The organism is Streptosporangium sp. NPDC049078, assembly GCF_040648855.1.
Lineage (GTDB): Bacteria > Actinomycetota > Actinomycetes > Streptosporangiales > Streptosporangiaceae > Streptosporangium.
The window spans coordinates 44680-58085 of sequence record NZ_JBEZEL010000014.1 but is presented as its reverse complement, the minus strand read 5'-3'; the positions used below and the strand labels follow the sequence as shown (position 1 = coordinate 58085).

The following is a 13406-nucleotide window of genomic DNA, read 5'->3' as shown; positions in this document are numbered from 1 at the left end:
GCCCCGCGGTGAGTGCGGGCACAGGTGCGAGCGCCGGGCACAGATAAGGGTTCGGCGGCGAGGAACGGGCTTCCAGGCGCAGGGGCTTTCGGGCGTGGCGGAGGTGGAGAGCCTCAGCCCTGGCGCCTTTTCTTCATCCGCGCCTCGTGGAGGTGGCGGCGCCCGCCGGCGAGCCGCTCCCTGATCCGCCTTTCCACGCCGGTGAAGGCGGCGTGGTAGCCGTCCTCGTACTCCTCCACGATCTGGAAGGTCCACCTGTCGGGGATGACGTCCAGGCCGATCAGCTCGCGGGTCACCATGTCGGCCATCTCGGGGTGGCCCGCGGCGCGCAGCAGTTCCACGGCCTCGTCGAGTTGCAGGTCGGCGTGGCCGGTCAGCTGGTGGAAGGAGTAGAGGTGTCCGCGAGCCCTCTGGGTCGTCTCCAAGGCCTCGGAGAGCTTGCCCAGGGCCTCGGCGGTCGCGTCGTCGACCTCGATATCGGCCCCGGTATCGGCCCCGGTATCGGCACTGCTGTCGGCCTCGGTTGCGGCATCGACGCGGGACGAGGCGTCGGGCGAGGTTCGGGAGGAGGCCGTCTCCGGCCGTACGTCGTGGGTCACCCGATCTCCTCCTCGCGGGGCGGCGGCGGTGCTCGGGGCGGTGTGCCGGAGCTCGGTCGCTGTCGGCTGCATGCCCTCTGAGCTGTGGGAACGTGTCCCTACCCCGGGTGGAGAGCGTGAATCACCGGCTTCGGGCCGTGCGCGAAGAGGTGGTCTTGAGTGAACACACAGTTAAATGCCAGGAAAGGTGGCTACCCTCCCTGGGCATGGACTGGCAGCGCAAGGCAAACAACGCACTTGTCAGGCTCACCGGATTCCAGCTTAACCGAGTAGGAAAAGTTGGTCCACCGGTGGCGGTGAGGGCACCCGCGGCGGCGGCGGAGGAATCGTTCAGGCCGCCCTCGGACCCGAAGATCGACCGGCTGCTGATCGCCCCGATCTTCATCCTCTCGCCGGTGCGGTCCGGTTCCACGCTGCTGAGGGTCCTGCTCAACGCCCACTCCATGCTGCACGCCCCGCACGAGCTGCACGTCCGAAGGCTGCGGGTGGAGTTCGGCACCTCGCTGGCGGAGAAGGCGATGGGGGCGCTCGGGCACGACCGGGCCGACCTGGAACACCTGCTGTGGGACCGCGTGCTGCACCGCGAGCTGGTCAAAAGCGGCAAGACGTTCGTCGTGGACAAGACTCCGGCCAACGCCTTCGCGTACCGGCGGATCGCCGCGTGCTGGCCGGACGCCCGGTTCGTCTTCCTGCTGCGCCACCCGGCGTCCATCGCGAGTTCGTGGTACGAGGCGGGCGCGGGCAAGAGGACGCCCGAGGAGGCGGCGCTCGACGCCCTTCGCTACATGAAGGCCGTGCAGCGGGCCCGGGGGGCGCTCAGCGGGTGCACCGTGCGCTACGAGGACCTGACCGCCGACCCCGAGACCGAAGGGCGCCGCCTGTGTGACTTCCTCGGCGTTCCCTGGGAGCCGGAGATGCTGACGTACGGGGAGCAGTCCGTGCTGGAGAAGGGGCTGGGCGACTGGAAGGACAAGATCCGCTCCGGGAGCGTGCAGCCCGCGCGCGAGCTGCCGACGACGGAGGAGATCCCCGAGCCGCTCAGGCCGATGTGTGAGAGCTGGGGATACCTGCCGCGCGCCGCGGAGCCCGCGTGACGGCCCCGGGGGTGCCCGGAGCTCCCGGTGCGATGAAGATCCGCTACATGCTCCTGCACGCGTACGGCATGGGTGGAACGATCCGCACGGTGATCAACCAGGCGAACGCGATGGCCGCGGCCGGACACGAGGTCGAGATCGTCAGCGTGGTGCGCCGCAGGGAGAGCCCGCAGTTCCCGATCGACGAGCGCGTCCGTCTCCTGGCGCTGTCGGACCAGCGGGAGGCCAGGCCGGTCGACTCGGTGGGACGCAAGGCCTGGCGGCGGATCCGCGGCAAGATCGTGCCCGCGGGGGAGTTCGCGGCCTCCTACTTCACCGAGCGCGTGGAGCGGGCCGTCATCGAGTACGTCTCCGCGCTCCAGGACGGCATCCTGGTCACCACCCGTCCCGCGCTGAACCTCATCTCCGCCCGGCGCACTCCCACGAGCGTCGTCAGGGTCGCCCAGGAACACATGAACCTGGCCACCCACCCCGCGGCGGTCCGGTCGGCGATCGCCCGCCACTACGGCGGCCTGGACGCGGTGGCCGTGCTCACCGGGACCGACAGGAAGGAATACCAGGAGCTTCTGCCCGACACCCCCGTCGTGCGGATACCCAACGCGGTCGGCCCGGTGCGGCAGCCGCCCGCCGAACGGGAGGGGAGGCTCGCGGTCGCGGCCGGGCGGCTCGTCGGGCAGAAGGGGTTCGACCTGCTGATCCCCGCGTTCCGGCAGGTCGTCGACCGCCACCCGGACTGGCGGCTGCGCATCTACGGCACCGGCCCGAAGAAGGACAAGCTGCGCGAGCTCCTGAAGGAGCACGCGCTGGGCGACAACGTCACCTTGATGGGACGGACCGAGCACCTCGACGAGGAGCTGGCCAAGGCGTCCTTCTACGTGCTCAGCTCGCGGTTCGAGGGGTTGCCGATGGTGATGATCGAGGCGATGGCCCAGGCGCTGCCCGTGGTCGCCTTCGACTGCCCGACCGGCCCGGCCGACGTGCTCACCCCCGGCGTCGACGGGCTGCTCGTCCCGCCCAAGGACGTCGACGCGCTGGCGGCGGCGATGGTCCGGCTCATCGAGGACCGGGAGTTGCGGGAGCGGATCGGGGCCGCCGCGATCGTCACCGCGCGCGACTACACGCCCGAGGTGGTCATGCCGCTCTGGGAGAACCTGTTCGCCGAGCTTCTGGACCGCGCGCCGGAACGGTAATACTTACCAGCTTTGCCCGACTTTCCGCTTTTAAGGGAAATGTCGCTCTGGTTCATATTTCGCATTTTTCGTCGCTGTGCCGTCGCGTTTTCGTGCGAGGCCGCGGGTGTGTCCGGGCGCCCGGGATATGGGCGTGTCCGGGACGACCGGGGAGCGTCCGGGATCGGCCGCCGGCCTGTCCGGGGTGCGCCCAGGTCGCGAGGACGTGACCTGGGCCCGTTTCACGCGAGGGGTTTCCGCGTCGCGGCGCCGGTCGCCGAGGATGCGTGATGCCGTGTCCGTCATGGCGGACACCCCGGCCCGCGGAGCCCGTCGTATGCGTGCGGCGCCGCGATGAACAAGACATTCAATGTTTTTCGGGCATTTGGCGATGGCGACTTTTTTAATTGCCGGCCGGATCGTAGTCAATGCTTGACAGGTTATTTAAGGACCTCCCAATATTGAGGCGTCCACGATGGCGGGCCGTATCCGGCTCCGCGCATCGGGGGGTCAACGATTCTGCCGTTTCTGTCGCGGGTAATTGACGTTCCCCCCTGGCTGTTTCATGTCTTTTTCTCCCCTGTCAGATACGAGTACGGATCGGTGGTGTGTTGTGACGGAGTTCGAGGCTGGCCGGTCGCAGCTGAGCTTGAGTACGGACGCCGCGCGTAACCTGGCGACGACGACCAAGTCGACTCCCCAGATGCAGGAGATCACCTCACGGTGGCTGCTGCGGATGCTCCCCTGGACGCAGGTCTCGGGCGGCACCTACCGCGTCAACCGGCGGCTGAGCTACACGATCGGTGACGGGCGGGTGAGCTTCACCAACTCGGGGTCGCAGGTGGCGGTCATCCCGGCCGAGCTGTGCGAGCTGCCCCTGCTGCGCGGGTTCGACGACTCCGACGTCCTCGACGCGCTGGCGGGCAGGTTCGTCCAGCGCGACTTCCAGGCCGGCGACGTGCTCGTGGAGGCGGGACAGCCGGCCGACGAGGTCGTGCTCATCGCGCACGGCAAGGTCAACAAGCTCGGCACGGGTCCGTACGGCGACGAGATCGTGCTGACCGTGCTCGCCGCGGGCGACCACTTCGGTGACGACGCGCTCGTCGGTGACGAGGGCGAGTGGCCGTTCACCGCCAAGGCGGTCACCAGTGGCACGGCGATGGTCCTGCCCCGGCACGCGTTCCTTGAGCTGGCCGGGCAGGCCGAGCCGCTCCAGGCCCACCTGCGGCAGCGGGAGACGGCCGAGCGCGGGCCGCAGAACAAGTACGGCGAGGCCGCCGTCGAGGTGGCCGCCGGGCACGCGGGGGAGGCCGACCTGCCGGGCACGTTCGTCGACTACGAGCTCACCCCGCGCGAATACCAGCTGAGCGTCGCGCAGACGGTCCTGCGGGTGCACACCCGGGTGGCCGACCTCTACAACGACCCGATGGACCAGATCGAGCAGCAGCTCCGGCTCACGATCGAGGTGCTGCGCGAGCGCCAGGAGCACGAGCTGATCAACAACCGCGAGTTCGGGCTGCTGCACAACGCCGACCTCAAGCAGCGGATCCACACCCGCAGCGGCCCGCCCACCCCCGACGACCTCGACGAGCTGCTCAGCCGTCGCAGGAGCACGAGCTTCTTCCTCGCCCACCCGCACGCCATCGCCGCCTTCGGTCGCGAGTGCAACGCGCGCGGACTCTACCCGCAGGGCGTCGACGTCGGCGGCAGCGGGGTGCCCGCCTGGCGCGGCGTCCCCATCTTCTCCTGCAGCAAGATCCCCATCACCTCCACCCGCACCACCTCGATCCTGGCGATGCGCGTCGGCGAGGACAACCAGGGGGTCATCGGCCTGCACCAGACCGGCATCCCGGACGAATACCAGCCGAGCCTGTCGGTTCGCTTCATGGGCATCAGCGAGAAGGCGATCATCTCCTACCTGGTCAGCGCCTACTACTCCGCCGCCGTCCTGGTGCCCGACGCGCTCGGCATCCTGGAAGACGTCGAGATCGGCCACTGAGGACGGGCCGGGCGACCCACCACCTTCGGACCGGCCGCTGAGCGAGGGAGAGCAAGGATGACGACCATCGAGATGTCGACGAACGGGCGGTCCGCGGGTGAGGTGCTCGCCTGGAGCCGGGACATGGTCGAGGCGACCCTGCGCCCGGCGGCCGACACGCTGCCCGCCTCGATGCGGCGAATCGCCGGATACCAGTTCGGCTGGTGGGACGAGCAGGGCAGGCCGTCCACGATCGGCGGGGGCAAGGCGCTCCGTCCCGCGCTCGCCCTGCTCTCGGCCGAAGCCGTCGGGGGGACCGCCGTCTCGGCCCTTCGACCGGCGGCGGCCGTCGAGCTGGTGCACGACTTCTCCCTGCTGCACGACGACGTGATGGACGGTGACCGGACCCGCCGCCACCGCCCCACGGCCTGGGCCGTCTTCGGCGTCAGCCCGGCGATCCTGGCCGGTGACGCGCTGCTGACGCTCGCCTTCGACGTGCTCGCGACCGGAGGGCACCCGGCGACCGTCGAGGCGACCCGGATATTCAGCACCGCCGTGCAGGAGCTCCTGGACGGCCAGAGCGCGGACGTCGCCTTCGAGGATCGCCGGGATGTCGGGCCGGCCGACTGCCTGAGCATGGCGACCGGTAAGACCGGGGCCCTGCTGGGGTGCGCGTGCGGGCTCGGCGCGCTGTTCGGCGGTGGCACTCCCGAGCAGGTCGAGCACCTCGTCGCCTTCGGCAGGGACCTGGGGCTCGCGTTCCAGCTCGTCGACGACCTGCTCGGCATCTGGGGAGATCCCGCGACGACCGGCAAGCCCGTCCACTCGGATCTGCGCAGCCGCAAGAAGTCCGTCCCGGTCGTCGCGGCCCTCACCTCGGGCACCCCGGCCGGACGGGAGCTGGCCGGGCTCTACCACCGGGAGCAGCCGCTCTCCGACGACGAGCTGGTCCACGCGGCCACGCTCGTCGAGGCCGCGGGCGGGCGCGACTGGACGCGGGTGGAGGCCGACGAGCTGCTCGCGCGGGCACTGCGTCACCTGGAGGCCGTGGGTGCGCCGCCCCGGCCCGCCGCGGAGCTGACCACCCTCGCTCGTCTCGTCACCCGCCGCGACCACTAGACGGTGCGGAGGCGGGCGGGCGCCTCCGCGTTCGTCTCCTCGGTGGAGCCCTCAGACGAAGGCGCCGATGCCGGTGATCGCCCGTCCCACGATCAGGGTGTTGATCTCCCGCGTCCCCTCGTAGGAGTAGATCGCCTCGGAGTCGGCGACGAACCGGCCGACGTCGTAGTCGAGGTCGATGCCGTTACCGCCCAGGATCTCCCTCGCCCACCCCACGGCCTCGCGCATCCGCGCCGTGCAGAAGGCCTTGGCCATCGCCGAGTGCTCGTCTTTGTAGACGCCCGCGTCCTGGAGTTGCGCCAGCCGCACCACCATTCCCAGTGAGCAGGTGATGTTGCCCAGCATCCGCACGAGCAGGTCCTGCACGAGCTGGAACCCCGCGATCGGCCGCCCGAACTGCTCGCGCGTCCCGGCGTACTCCAGCGCCAGCTCGTAGGCGCCCATCATGCACCCCACCGCCTGCCACGCCACGCCTCCCCGGGTCTGCCGCAGGATGGCGCCGGTGTCGCGGAAGCCGTTGGCCTTCTGCAGCCGGTTGATCTCCGGCACCAGGCAGTTGGTGAGGGTGATGTCGGCGTTCTGGACCGTCCGCAGGGCTATCTTGTTCTCGATCTTCGTCGCGGCGAAGCCGGGCGTACCCTTCTCGACCACGAATCCCTTGACTGCGCCGTCGGCCTCGTCCTTCGCCCACACCACGATCAGGTCGGCGAAGGTCGCGTTGCCGATCCAGCGCTTGGCCCCGTTGAGCACCCACATGTCGCCCTCGCGGCGGGCCGTCGTGCGCAGTCCGGCCGCGACGTCGGAACCCCCCTCGGGTTCCGTCAGCGCGAACGCGCCGATCTTCTCCATCGCGGCCATCGGCGCCAGCCACCGCTCCCGCTGCTCCTCCGAGCCCAGCCGGTCGACGCTGCCCATCGCGAGGCCGTTGTGGACACCGAAGAACGTGCCCATCGACGGATCCACCCGGTTCATCTCCAGGACCACGAACCCGGTCAGCAGGCTCCGCGCTCCCCGATAGGACAGGCCCGCGATGTCAAGCTTGGCGAACCCGGGAACCAGTTCGTGGGGAAAGCGGGAGTTGGTCCACGACTCGTTCGCGATGGGCGCGACCTCGCGCGCCATGAACTCCCGCACCCGGAGCACGATCTCCTTCTCGTGCCCCTCCAGCAGGTCGAAGTAGTCATAGAAATCACCGGTCGTCATCGGCGCGGCTCCCCTCCGGTAGTCGTGTCCCTGTCTTGGCCGAATGCCCGAAAGCCGGGGCATCAAGCGGAACACGCCGGAGACGATGCCGGAGACGGTGAAGGCCCGGGGGATGCCCGGGCCTTCACGTCGGTCGCCGTCAGGCGTCACCCGGCCGCGACGCGGCCTCAGGCGGGACTACCAGCGGCGGGTGTAAACACGCACCCCGTCGGTCCGGCTGCGGCTCTCCTCGAGCTTGTCGGTGCCGTCGAAGATCGCGCGGTAGTCGCCGCTCTTGGTCGCGCGGGCCTTGGCGCGGAACTTACCCTGCCAGTTCGTGTCGGCGGAGGTCACGTACTTCCAGGCGCTGGAGCCGCGCTTGCGGAAGTAGATCTCCACCTCCTCGCCGCGTACGCCCTTCCAGCGCCTGTCGTCGACCTGGAGACTGCCGGTGAAGTAGACCGAGCGGCCCTTGCGGACGCGCTCGGGGTTCGCGGAGAACCGGTAGACGCGGGTCTCGGCCTTCTCGGCCTTCTCGTGCACGACGGAGAAGTTGACCTCGTCGGTCACCTTCTTGCCGTCCTTGTCGTACGCGTCGGCGATCGCGACCCAGCGACCCTCGAAGTCGCTCTCGTCGAAGCTGGTCGTGAAGCGCCACAGGTCGCCCTTGTGCAGGAGCCTGGGCTCCTGGGCGGCCATGGTGCGGGCCTGGTCGGAGACCGGCCTGAGGCGAAGCTCGACGCGGGTGGCCTCGGTGGTACGGACCTCGATGGAGACCCTCGTGTCGTCGTCTCCCTTCACGACGACCGGGTTCGGGTCGATGTTGTCGATGCGCACACTGAGAGCGACTCGCTCCGCGGAGGCCGTTCCCGCGGACAGGAGCAGAGAGCTGCCCACCGCGGTCGACAGCAGGCCGATGGCGATTCGTTTCATCAAGACGCTTTCCTCTTCTCCCCGTTTCAGGAGACGGTCAGGGTTGACCGTTCCCGCATCCATAAGACGACACAGAAGCGGGTGATGTTGCCAAAAATCTCCAAAAAAGGAGGTTTAAGTCTCCGTAAGGTAACGTTTCTGGGCGGGAACGGCCAGGTCAGGCGTCGGACGCCGGGTCCCGAAAATTTATTTGAAGCAAGTCTGTTATATCCGATTTGTCGGAATTCTCTTTGTGGGGCGGAGGGGTTGCAGGTAGGTTCGGTATCACTAACCGGACATAACGGACAATTGGGGTGTGGTGTCGCGGTGTCGCCGGACGGATAGCGTTTGCGTATGAGTGCCACCATCGTCGCCAAGGACCTGGCCGCCGGACACGGCGACCGCGCGCTTTTCACCGGGCTCGACCTGGTGGTCGCCCCCGGTGACATCGTTGGCCTGGTCGGGGTGAACGGCGCGGGCAAGTCAACCCTGCTGCGGATCCTCGCGGGGCTGCTGCCCGCCGAGCACGGCTCCGTGCGGCTCAGTCCGCCCTCGGCGTCGGTCGGCTACCTGCCCCAGGAGCGTGAGCGCCGCGCGGGCGAGACGATCGCGGAGTTCCTGGCCCGCCGTACCGGGGTGGCCGCCGCGCAGCGCGCGCTGGACGCCGCGACCCAGGGGCTGGTGGAGGGCGCCCCGGGCGCCGACGACGACTACGCCACCGGTCTGGAGCGCTGGCTCGCCCTGGGCGGCGCCGACCTGGAGGACCGGGCCGCCGAGGTCGTCGCCGAACTCGGCCTCGCCGTGGAGCTCGACCGGCCGATGACGGCGCTCTCCGGCGGCCAGGCCGCGCGGGCGGGCATGGCCTCCCTGCTGCTCAGCCGATACGACGTCTTCCTGCTGGACGAACCCACCAACGACCTCGACCTGGAGGGGCTGGAGCGGCTCGAACGCTTCGTCACCGGGCTGCGCGCCGGGACCGTCCTGGTCAGCCACGACCGCGAGTTCCTGGCCAGGACCGTGAACAGGGTCGTCGAGCTCGACCTCGCCCAGCAGCTGGTCAGGGTGCACGGCGGCGGCTACGAGGCATACCTCGCCGAGCGCGAGGTCGCCCGTCGGCACGCCCGCGAGGAGTACGAGGAGTACGCGGGCACCGTCGCCTCCCTCAAGCAGCGCGCGGGGATGCAGCGCGCCTGGATGGAGAAGGGCGTCAAGAACGCGCGGCGAAAGGCGCCCGACAACGACAAGATCGGCCGCAACCTCCGTACCGAGACGACGGAGAAGCAGGCGGCGAAGGCCCGCCAGACCGAGCGGATGATCGAGCGGCTGGAAGAGGTGGAGGAGCCCCGCAAGGAGTGGGAGCTGCGCATGGAGATCGCGGTGGCGCCGAGGTCGGGCGCCGTCGTCGCGACGCTGCGCGACGCCGTGGTCCGGCGCGGCACGTTCACCCTCGGCCCGGTGAACCTGGAGGTCGGCTGGGCGGAGCGGGTGGCGATCACCGGCGCGAACGGCTCGGGCAAGTCCACCCTGCTCGCGGCGCTTCTGGGCCGGCTCCCGCTGGAGGAGGGCAACGCCTCGCTCGGTCCCGGCGTGGTCGTCGGGGAGGTGGACCAGGCGCGCGGGCTCTTCCTCGGTGACGAACCCCTGGTGGACGCCTTCGGCGCGGCCGTGCCCGACATGGTCCCCGGTGACGTCCGCACGCTGCTCGCCAAGTTCGGCCTGCGCGCCGCGCACGTGCCGCGCCCGGCCGCCACCCTCTCGCCGGGGGAGCGGACCCGGGCCGCGCTCGCGCTGCTCCAGGCGCGCGGGGTGAACCTGCTCGTGCTGGACGAGCCGACCAACCACCTGGACCTGGCCGCGATCGAGCAGCTGGAGTCCGCGCTCGCCTCCTATCCCGGTACGCTGCTGCTGGTCACCCACGACCGCCGGATGCTGGAGGCGGTGCACACCACCCGGCGGATCCACGTCGACGAGGGCCGGATCGCCGAAAGGTGACCGAGACGCTCGCGGGACCTGACTGATGACGTAACTTTCGCAAGTCTCTGCAAGTAATTGCTTCTTTTGCCTTATAGTTTCATCATGACGCGACGGCTTGCAGAAGTGGCCAAGAAGGTCGGGATGAGCGAGGCGACGGTCAGTCGCGTGCTCAACGGGAAGCCCGGCGTGTCCGAGGCGACCCGTGAGGCCGTCCTCACGGCGCTCGACGTGCTCGGCTACGAGCGGCCGACCCAGCTGCGAGGCGACAGGGCGCGGCTGGTCGGGCTCGTCCTCCCCGAGCTGCAGAACCCCATCTTCCCCGCCTTCGCCGAGGTGGTCGGGGGCGCGCTGGCCCAGCAGGGCTTCACCTCCGTGCTGTGCACCCGGACCCTGGGCGGAGTCTCCGAGGCGGAGTACGTCGATCTGCTGCTCCAGCAGCAGGTGTCGGGGGTCGTCTTCGCCGGAGGGCTGTTCGCCCAGGCCGACGCCCCCCACGACCATTACGAGCTGCTGCGGGAGCGGCGTCTGCCGACCGTGCTGGTGAACGCCGCGGTCGCGCACCTCGCCTTCCCGCAGGTCTCCTGCGACGACGTGGCCGCCGCCGAGATGGCGCTCGGCCACCTGCGGTCGCTGGGCCACGAGCGGATCGGCATGGTGCTCGGCCCTCCCGACCACGTGCCCTCGCGGCGCAAGCTGGACGCGGCCGACCTCGACCCCGAGTTCGTGGAGCACACCATGTTCTCCCTGGAGGGGGGGCACGCGGCGGCCGCCCGGCTGATGCGAAAGGGCGTGACCGGCGTCATCTGCGCGAGCGACGTGATGGCCCTGGGCGCGATCAGGGCGGCACGCAGGGCCGGGCTCTCCGTGCCCGACGACGTCTCGGTGATCGGTTATGACGACTCCGCGCTGATGAACTGCACCGACCCGCCGCTGACGACGCTGCGCCAGCCGATCGACGCGATGGGACGCGCGGTCGTCGACCTGCTCGCGGCCCAGATCGACAAGGCCCTCGTCCCGGCCGACGAGCTGCTCTTCGAGCCCGAACTGGTGGTCAGGGCCTCGACCGGCCCGGTCAGGCGCTGAGGGGCGCCGGTCGCGAGGCGGGGGACGCCGCCCCACGTGTCCCGTGGGGCGGGTCCCCTCCACCCGGGCCTCTGGCTGGTCGTCTCGCCGGCACTCCGGGGGCGCGGGGTGCCGTGGGCGTCCGAGATGACGGACACCACACCGCAGGATCGCTTCCGGTCACGTCCACAGGTGATCTAGCAGCAAGGTGTCATTTTCTTCCAAATTTACATTCGATTATTGCGAATATATATCGTAAATAAGAAGTTATGGTGTCCCGGGCTTCCTGGCGGGGTGCCCGGCGGAGGCTCCGCGGGTTCGGGGCGGTTCGCCTGACGGGTGTCCTGAACCGGCTCGTGTGGCGACTGGTCCCGCGTCGGGTCGAGTAAGTCGAGTAATGGGTCACGACCTTCCGTGAATCCGGTGGAATCGCGACGCATACCGCCTCCGCACTCTTCTGCGGCTTTGGTTGTCACTCGAACATTTCTGTGCCTTCTATTTGTCGCTTCGGTTACTCTGTGTAGTTATTGATCTCTTAGAGTTGTACCGGCAAGTGTGGAGGATCCATCACCTGCGCCCCCCGAAGGCACGCTTCGTCATTCGGAAGGAAAAGATCTTGCGTAAGAGATTTGCCGTGCTCACCTCGGCGGGCGTAGGCGCTTTCATGGTCATCTTGGCGGCACCGGCGGTCGCCGCTCCCAGCGCCGACACGATCGTCACGTTCTCCGTCGAGGCGGGGAGTCTGGACATCACCGCACCGGCCGGTCCGATCAATCTCGGCTCGGCTCCCCCCGGTGGCACGATCACCGGGCAGATCGGCCCGGTGTCGGTCTCGGACACCCGAGGCGGGGCGACCTCGGTCTGGACCGCGACGGTGTTCGCGACGGACTTCACCGCCGCCGCCCTGACGATCCCCTTCTCCTCCGTGGAGTACTGGTCCGGGCCGACGACCGCCACCACCGGTGGCGGTACCTTCATCCCCGGACAGCCCACGGCGGGCGACGCGGTCCCGCTGACGGGGACGGCGCAGACCGCGATCCCATCCATGGCCCACACGGGAGGCACTGGCGGCAGCACGGCGGCGTGGAACCCCACGCTGATCGTCAACATTCCCATCACGGCTCAGATCGGCGACTACAGCGGGACGGTGACACATCAGGTGGCGTAGCCGGATCGCTGGACCGTTCGCGCTGACGCTGCTGGCCGCGCTGTGTTCCAGCGTGGCCGGCGCGTCGGCGGGCGCGAATCGGGTCGCGGACCCTCGGGGCACGATCGGCATCCGCCTTCTCGAAGCACCGGTCAGCTACCGCGGCGATCCTCGCGCGCTCTCCTACATCGTCGACCACCTCAACCCGGGCACCACCATCCATCGGAAGGTGGAGATCTCCAACACGTCCGGGAAACCTCGGCACATCAGCCTGTATCCGGCCGCAGCCAATGTCGCGCGCAACAGTTTCAACGCGCCGGCGGGCCGCCCCAGGAACGAACTGGTGGGCTGGATGTCGCTCGACCGAGACTCGGTCGACCTGCCGCCGGGCGGCACGTCGACCGCCCAGGTAACGATCAAAGTGCCGCCCGTGGCCTCGCGCGGAGAGCGCTTCGGTGTCGTCTGGGCGGAGGCGGTCGCCGAACCCGACGACACTCACCCCGTACGCGTCGTCAACCGGGTCGGGATCCGCGTCTACCTCGATGTCGGGCCGGGCGGCGAACCTCCGTCGGACTTCCGGATCGAGACACTGACGCCCGCGCGGGCCCCGGACGGCAGCCCGCAGCTGGTGGCACAGGTCCGCAACACCGGCGAGCGGACCCTGGACATGAACGGGTCGGTGTCGCTCACGGAGGGCCCCGGCGGTCTGCAGGCCGGGCCTTTCCCCGCTGACCTGGGCGTCACGCTGCTTCCGGACGCCGCCGCCCGGGTGACCGTGACCATGGACCGGCGCATGCCCGACGGCCCCTGGAAGGCCAGGCTGACCCTGATGAGCGGCATGGTGAAACGGATGGCCACCGCCACCCTCACCTTCCCGGCGGCGGGTGCGGGCCTGTCCGTCGAGCCCGACGAGAACTACCTGCCCCTGGTGGGACTGGTGGCCGGCCTGATCGTGCCCGCCACCGCCCTCGGCATCGTGGTGCGCCGCAGGCGCCGGGCCGCGACCTCGGTGAGCTGACGCTCCCTCCGAGGTCGCGGCCCGGTGGCCGTGGCGGGGGGGGGGTGCCCCCCCCGGGGGGCCGTGGAGGGGTGGTGGGTCGTGCCGCTGGCCGCCGGCACGCCCGTGAGGGGGGGGGTGGGAGCCGGGGGGGGGGTGCCGGACGGTGGCGG

At 69.7% G+C, this 13406-nt stretch carries 11 protein-coding genes; 8 read left to right on the top strand and 3 right to left on the bottom strand.

Going from position 1 to position 13406, the window contains the following annotated elements; genetic code table 11:
- Positions 1–113: 113 nt before the first annotated feature.
- Positions 114–599 (bottom strand): hypothetical protein, encoded by a 486-nt coding sequence (locus tag AB0B90_RS24190; protein WP_362924914.1) that lies wholly within the window; start codon positions 597–599, stop codon positions 114–116.
- A gap of 296 nt (positions 600–895) precedes the next feature.
- On the opposite strand from AB0B90_RS24190, the gene AB0B90_RS24185 reads away from it, so the two are divergent.
- From AB0B90_RS24185 to AB0B90_RS24170, 4 genes are all read left to right on the top strand, one after another.
- Positions 896–1693: a sulfotransferase gene (locus AB0B90_RS24185; RefSeq protein WP_362924912.1), complete on the top strand. Its 798-nt coding sequence runs from the start codon at positions 896–898 to the stop codon at positions 1691–1693.
- On the top strand, positions 1690–2883 hold the full coding sequence (locus AB0B90_RS24180) for a glycosyltransferase family 4 protein (RefSeq protein WP_362924910.1): 1194 nt from the start codon (positions 1690–1692) through the stop codon (positions 2881–2883). Before AB0B90_RS24185 ends, AB0B90_RS24180 begins: the two co-directional genes overlap by 4 nt.
- A gap of 592 nt (positions 2884–3475) precedes the next feature.
- Positions 3476–4861: a family 2B encapsulin nanocompartment shell protein gene (locus AB0B90_RS24175; protein ID WP_350946055.1), complete on the top strand. Its 1386-nt coding sequence runs from the start codon at positions 3476–3478 to the stop codon at positions 4859–4861.
- A 57-nt stretch (positions 4862–4918) separates the two neighbouring features.
- Entirely contained in the window at positions 4919–5959 is a 1041-nt protein-coding gene (locus tag AB0B90_RS24170; RefSeq protein ID WP_362924907.1) for a family 2 encapsulin nanocompartment cargo protein polyprenyl transferase, read from the top strand.
- 51 nt (positions 5960–6010) lie between these two features.
- Here AB0B90_RS24170 and AB0B90_RS24165 read toward each other — a convergent pair whose 3' ends face one another.
- Positions 6011–7162, bottom strand: coding sequence for an acyl-CoA dehydrogenase family protein (locus AB0B90_RS24165; protein WP_350946057.1), 1152 nt, complete (start codon positions 7160–7162; stop codon positions 6011–6013).
- A 177-nt stretch (positions 7163–7339) separates the two neighbouring features.
- Entirely contained in the window at positions 7340–8074 is a 735-nt protein-coding gene (locus AB0B90_RS24160) for a hypothetical protein (protein WP_350946058.1), read from the bottom strand.
- Positions 8075–8407: 333 nt separating this feature from the next.
- Here AB0B90_RS24160 and AB0B90_RS24155 point away from each other — a divergent pair, with 333 nt between their 5' ends.
- From AB0B90_RS24155 to AB0B90_RS24140, 4 genes are all read left to right on the top strand, one after another.
- Entirely contained in the window at positions 8408–10045 is a 1638-nt protein-coding gene (locus AB0B90_RS24155) for an ABC-F family ATP-binding cassette domain-containing protein (RefSeq protein ID WP_350946059.1), read from the top strand.
- Positions 10046–10129: 84 nt separating this feature from the next.
- Positions 10130–11110 (top strand): LacI family DNA-binding transcriptional regulator, encoded by a 981-nt coding sequence (locus AB0B90_RS24150; RefSeq protein WP_350946060.1) that lies wholly within the window; start codon positions 10130–10132, stop codon positions 11108–11110.
- Between the two features lie 595 nt (positions 11111–11705).
- Positions 11706–12257 carry a hypothetical protein gene (locus AB0B90_RS24145; RefSeq protein ID WP_350946061.1) on the top strand — a complete coding sequence of 184 codons (552 nt, stop codon included), beginning with the start codon at positions 11706–11708 and terminating at the stop codon, positions 12255–12257.
- Positions 12258–12309: 52 nt separating this feature from the next.
- Positions 12310–13254 (top strand): hypothetical protein, encoded by a 945-nt coding sequence (locus AB0B90_RS24140; protein ID WP_362924903.1) that lies wholly within the window; start codon positions 12310–12312, stop codon positions 13252–13254.
- The last annotated feature ends 152 nt before the right edge of the window (positions 13255–13406 follow it).

Bases quoted from the DNA above. Each gene is read 5' to 3' on its own strand.
- AB0B90_RS24170 (WP_362924907.1), top strand. From the start codon at position 4,919: ATGACGACCATCGAGATGTCGACGAACGGGCGGTCCGCGGGTGAGGTG.
- AB0B90_RS24165 (WP_350946057.1), bottom strand. From the start codon at position 7,162: ATGACGACCGGTGATTTCTATGACTACTTCGACCTGCTGGAGGGGCAC.
- AB0B90_RS24150 (WP_350946060.1), top strand. From the start codon at position 10,130: ATGACGCGACGGCTTGCAGAAGTGGCCAAGAAGGTCGGGATGAGCGAG.
- AB0B90_RS24160 (WP_350946058.1), bottom strand. From the start codon at position 8,074: ATGAAACGAATCGCCATCGGCCTGCTGTCGACCGCGGTGGGCAGCTCT.
- AB0B90_RS24155 (WP_350946059.1), top strand. From the start codon at position 8,408: ATGAGTGCCACCATCGTCGCCAAGGACCTGGCCGCCGGACACGGCGAC.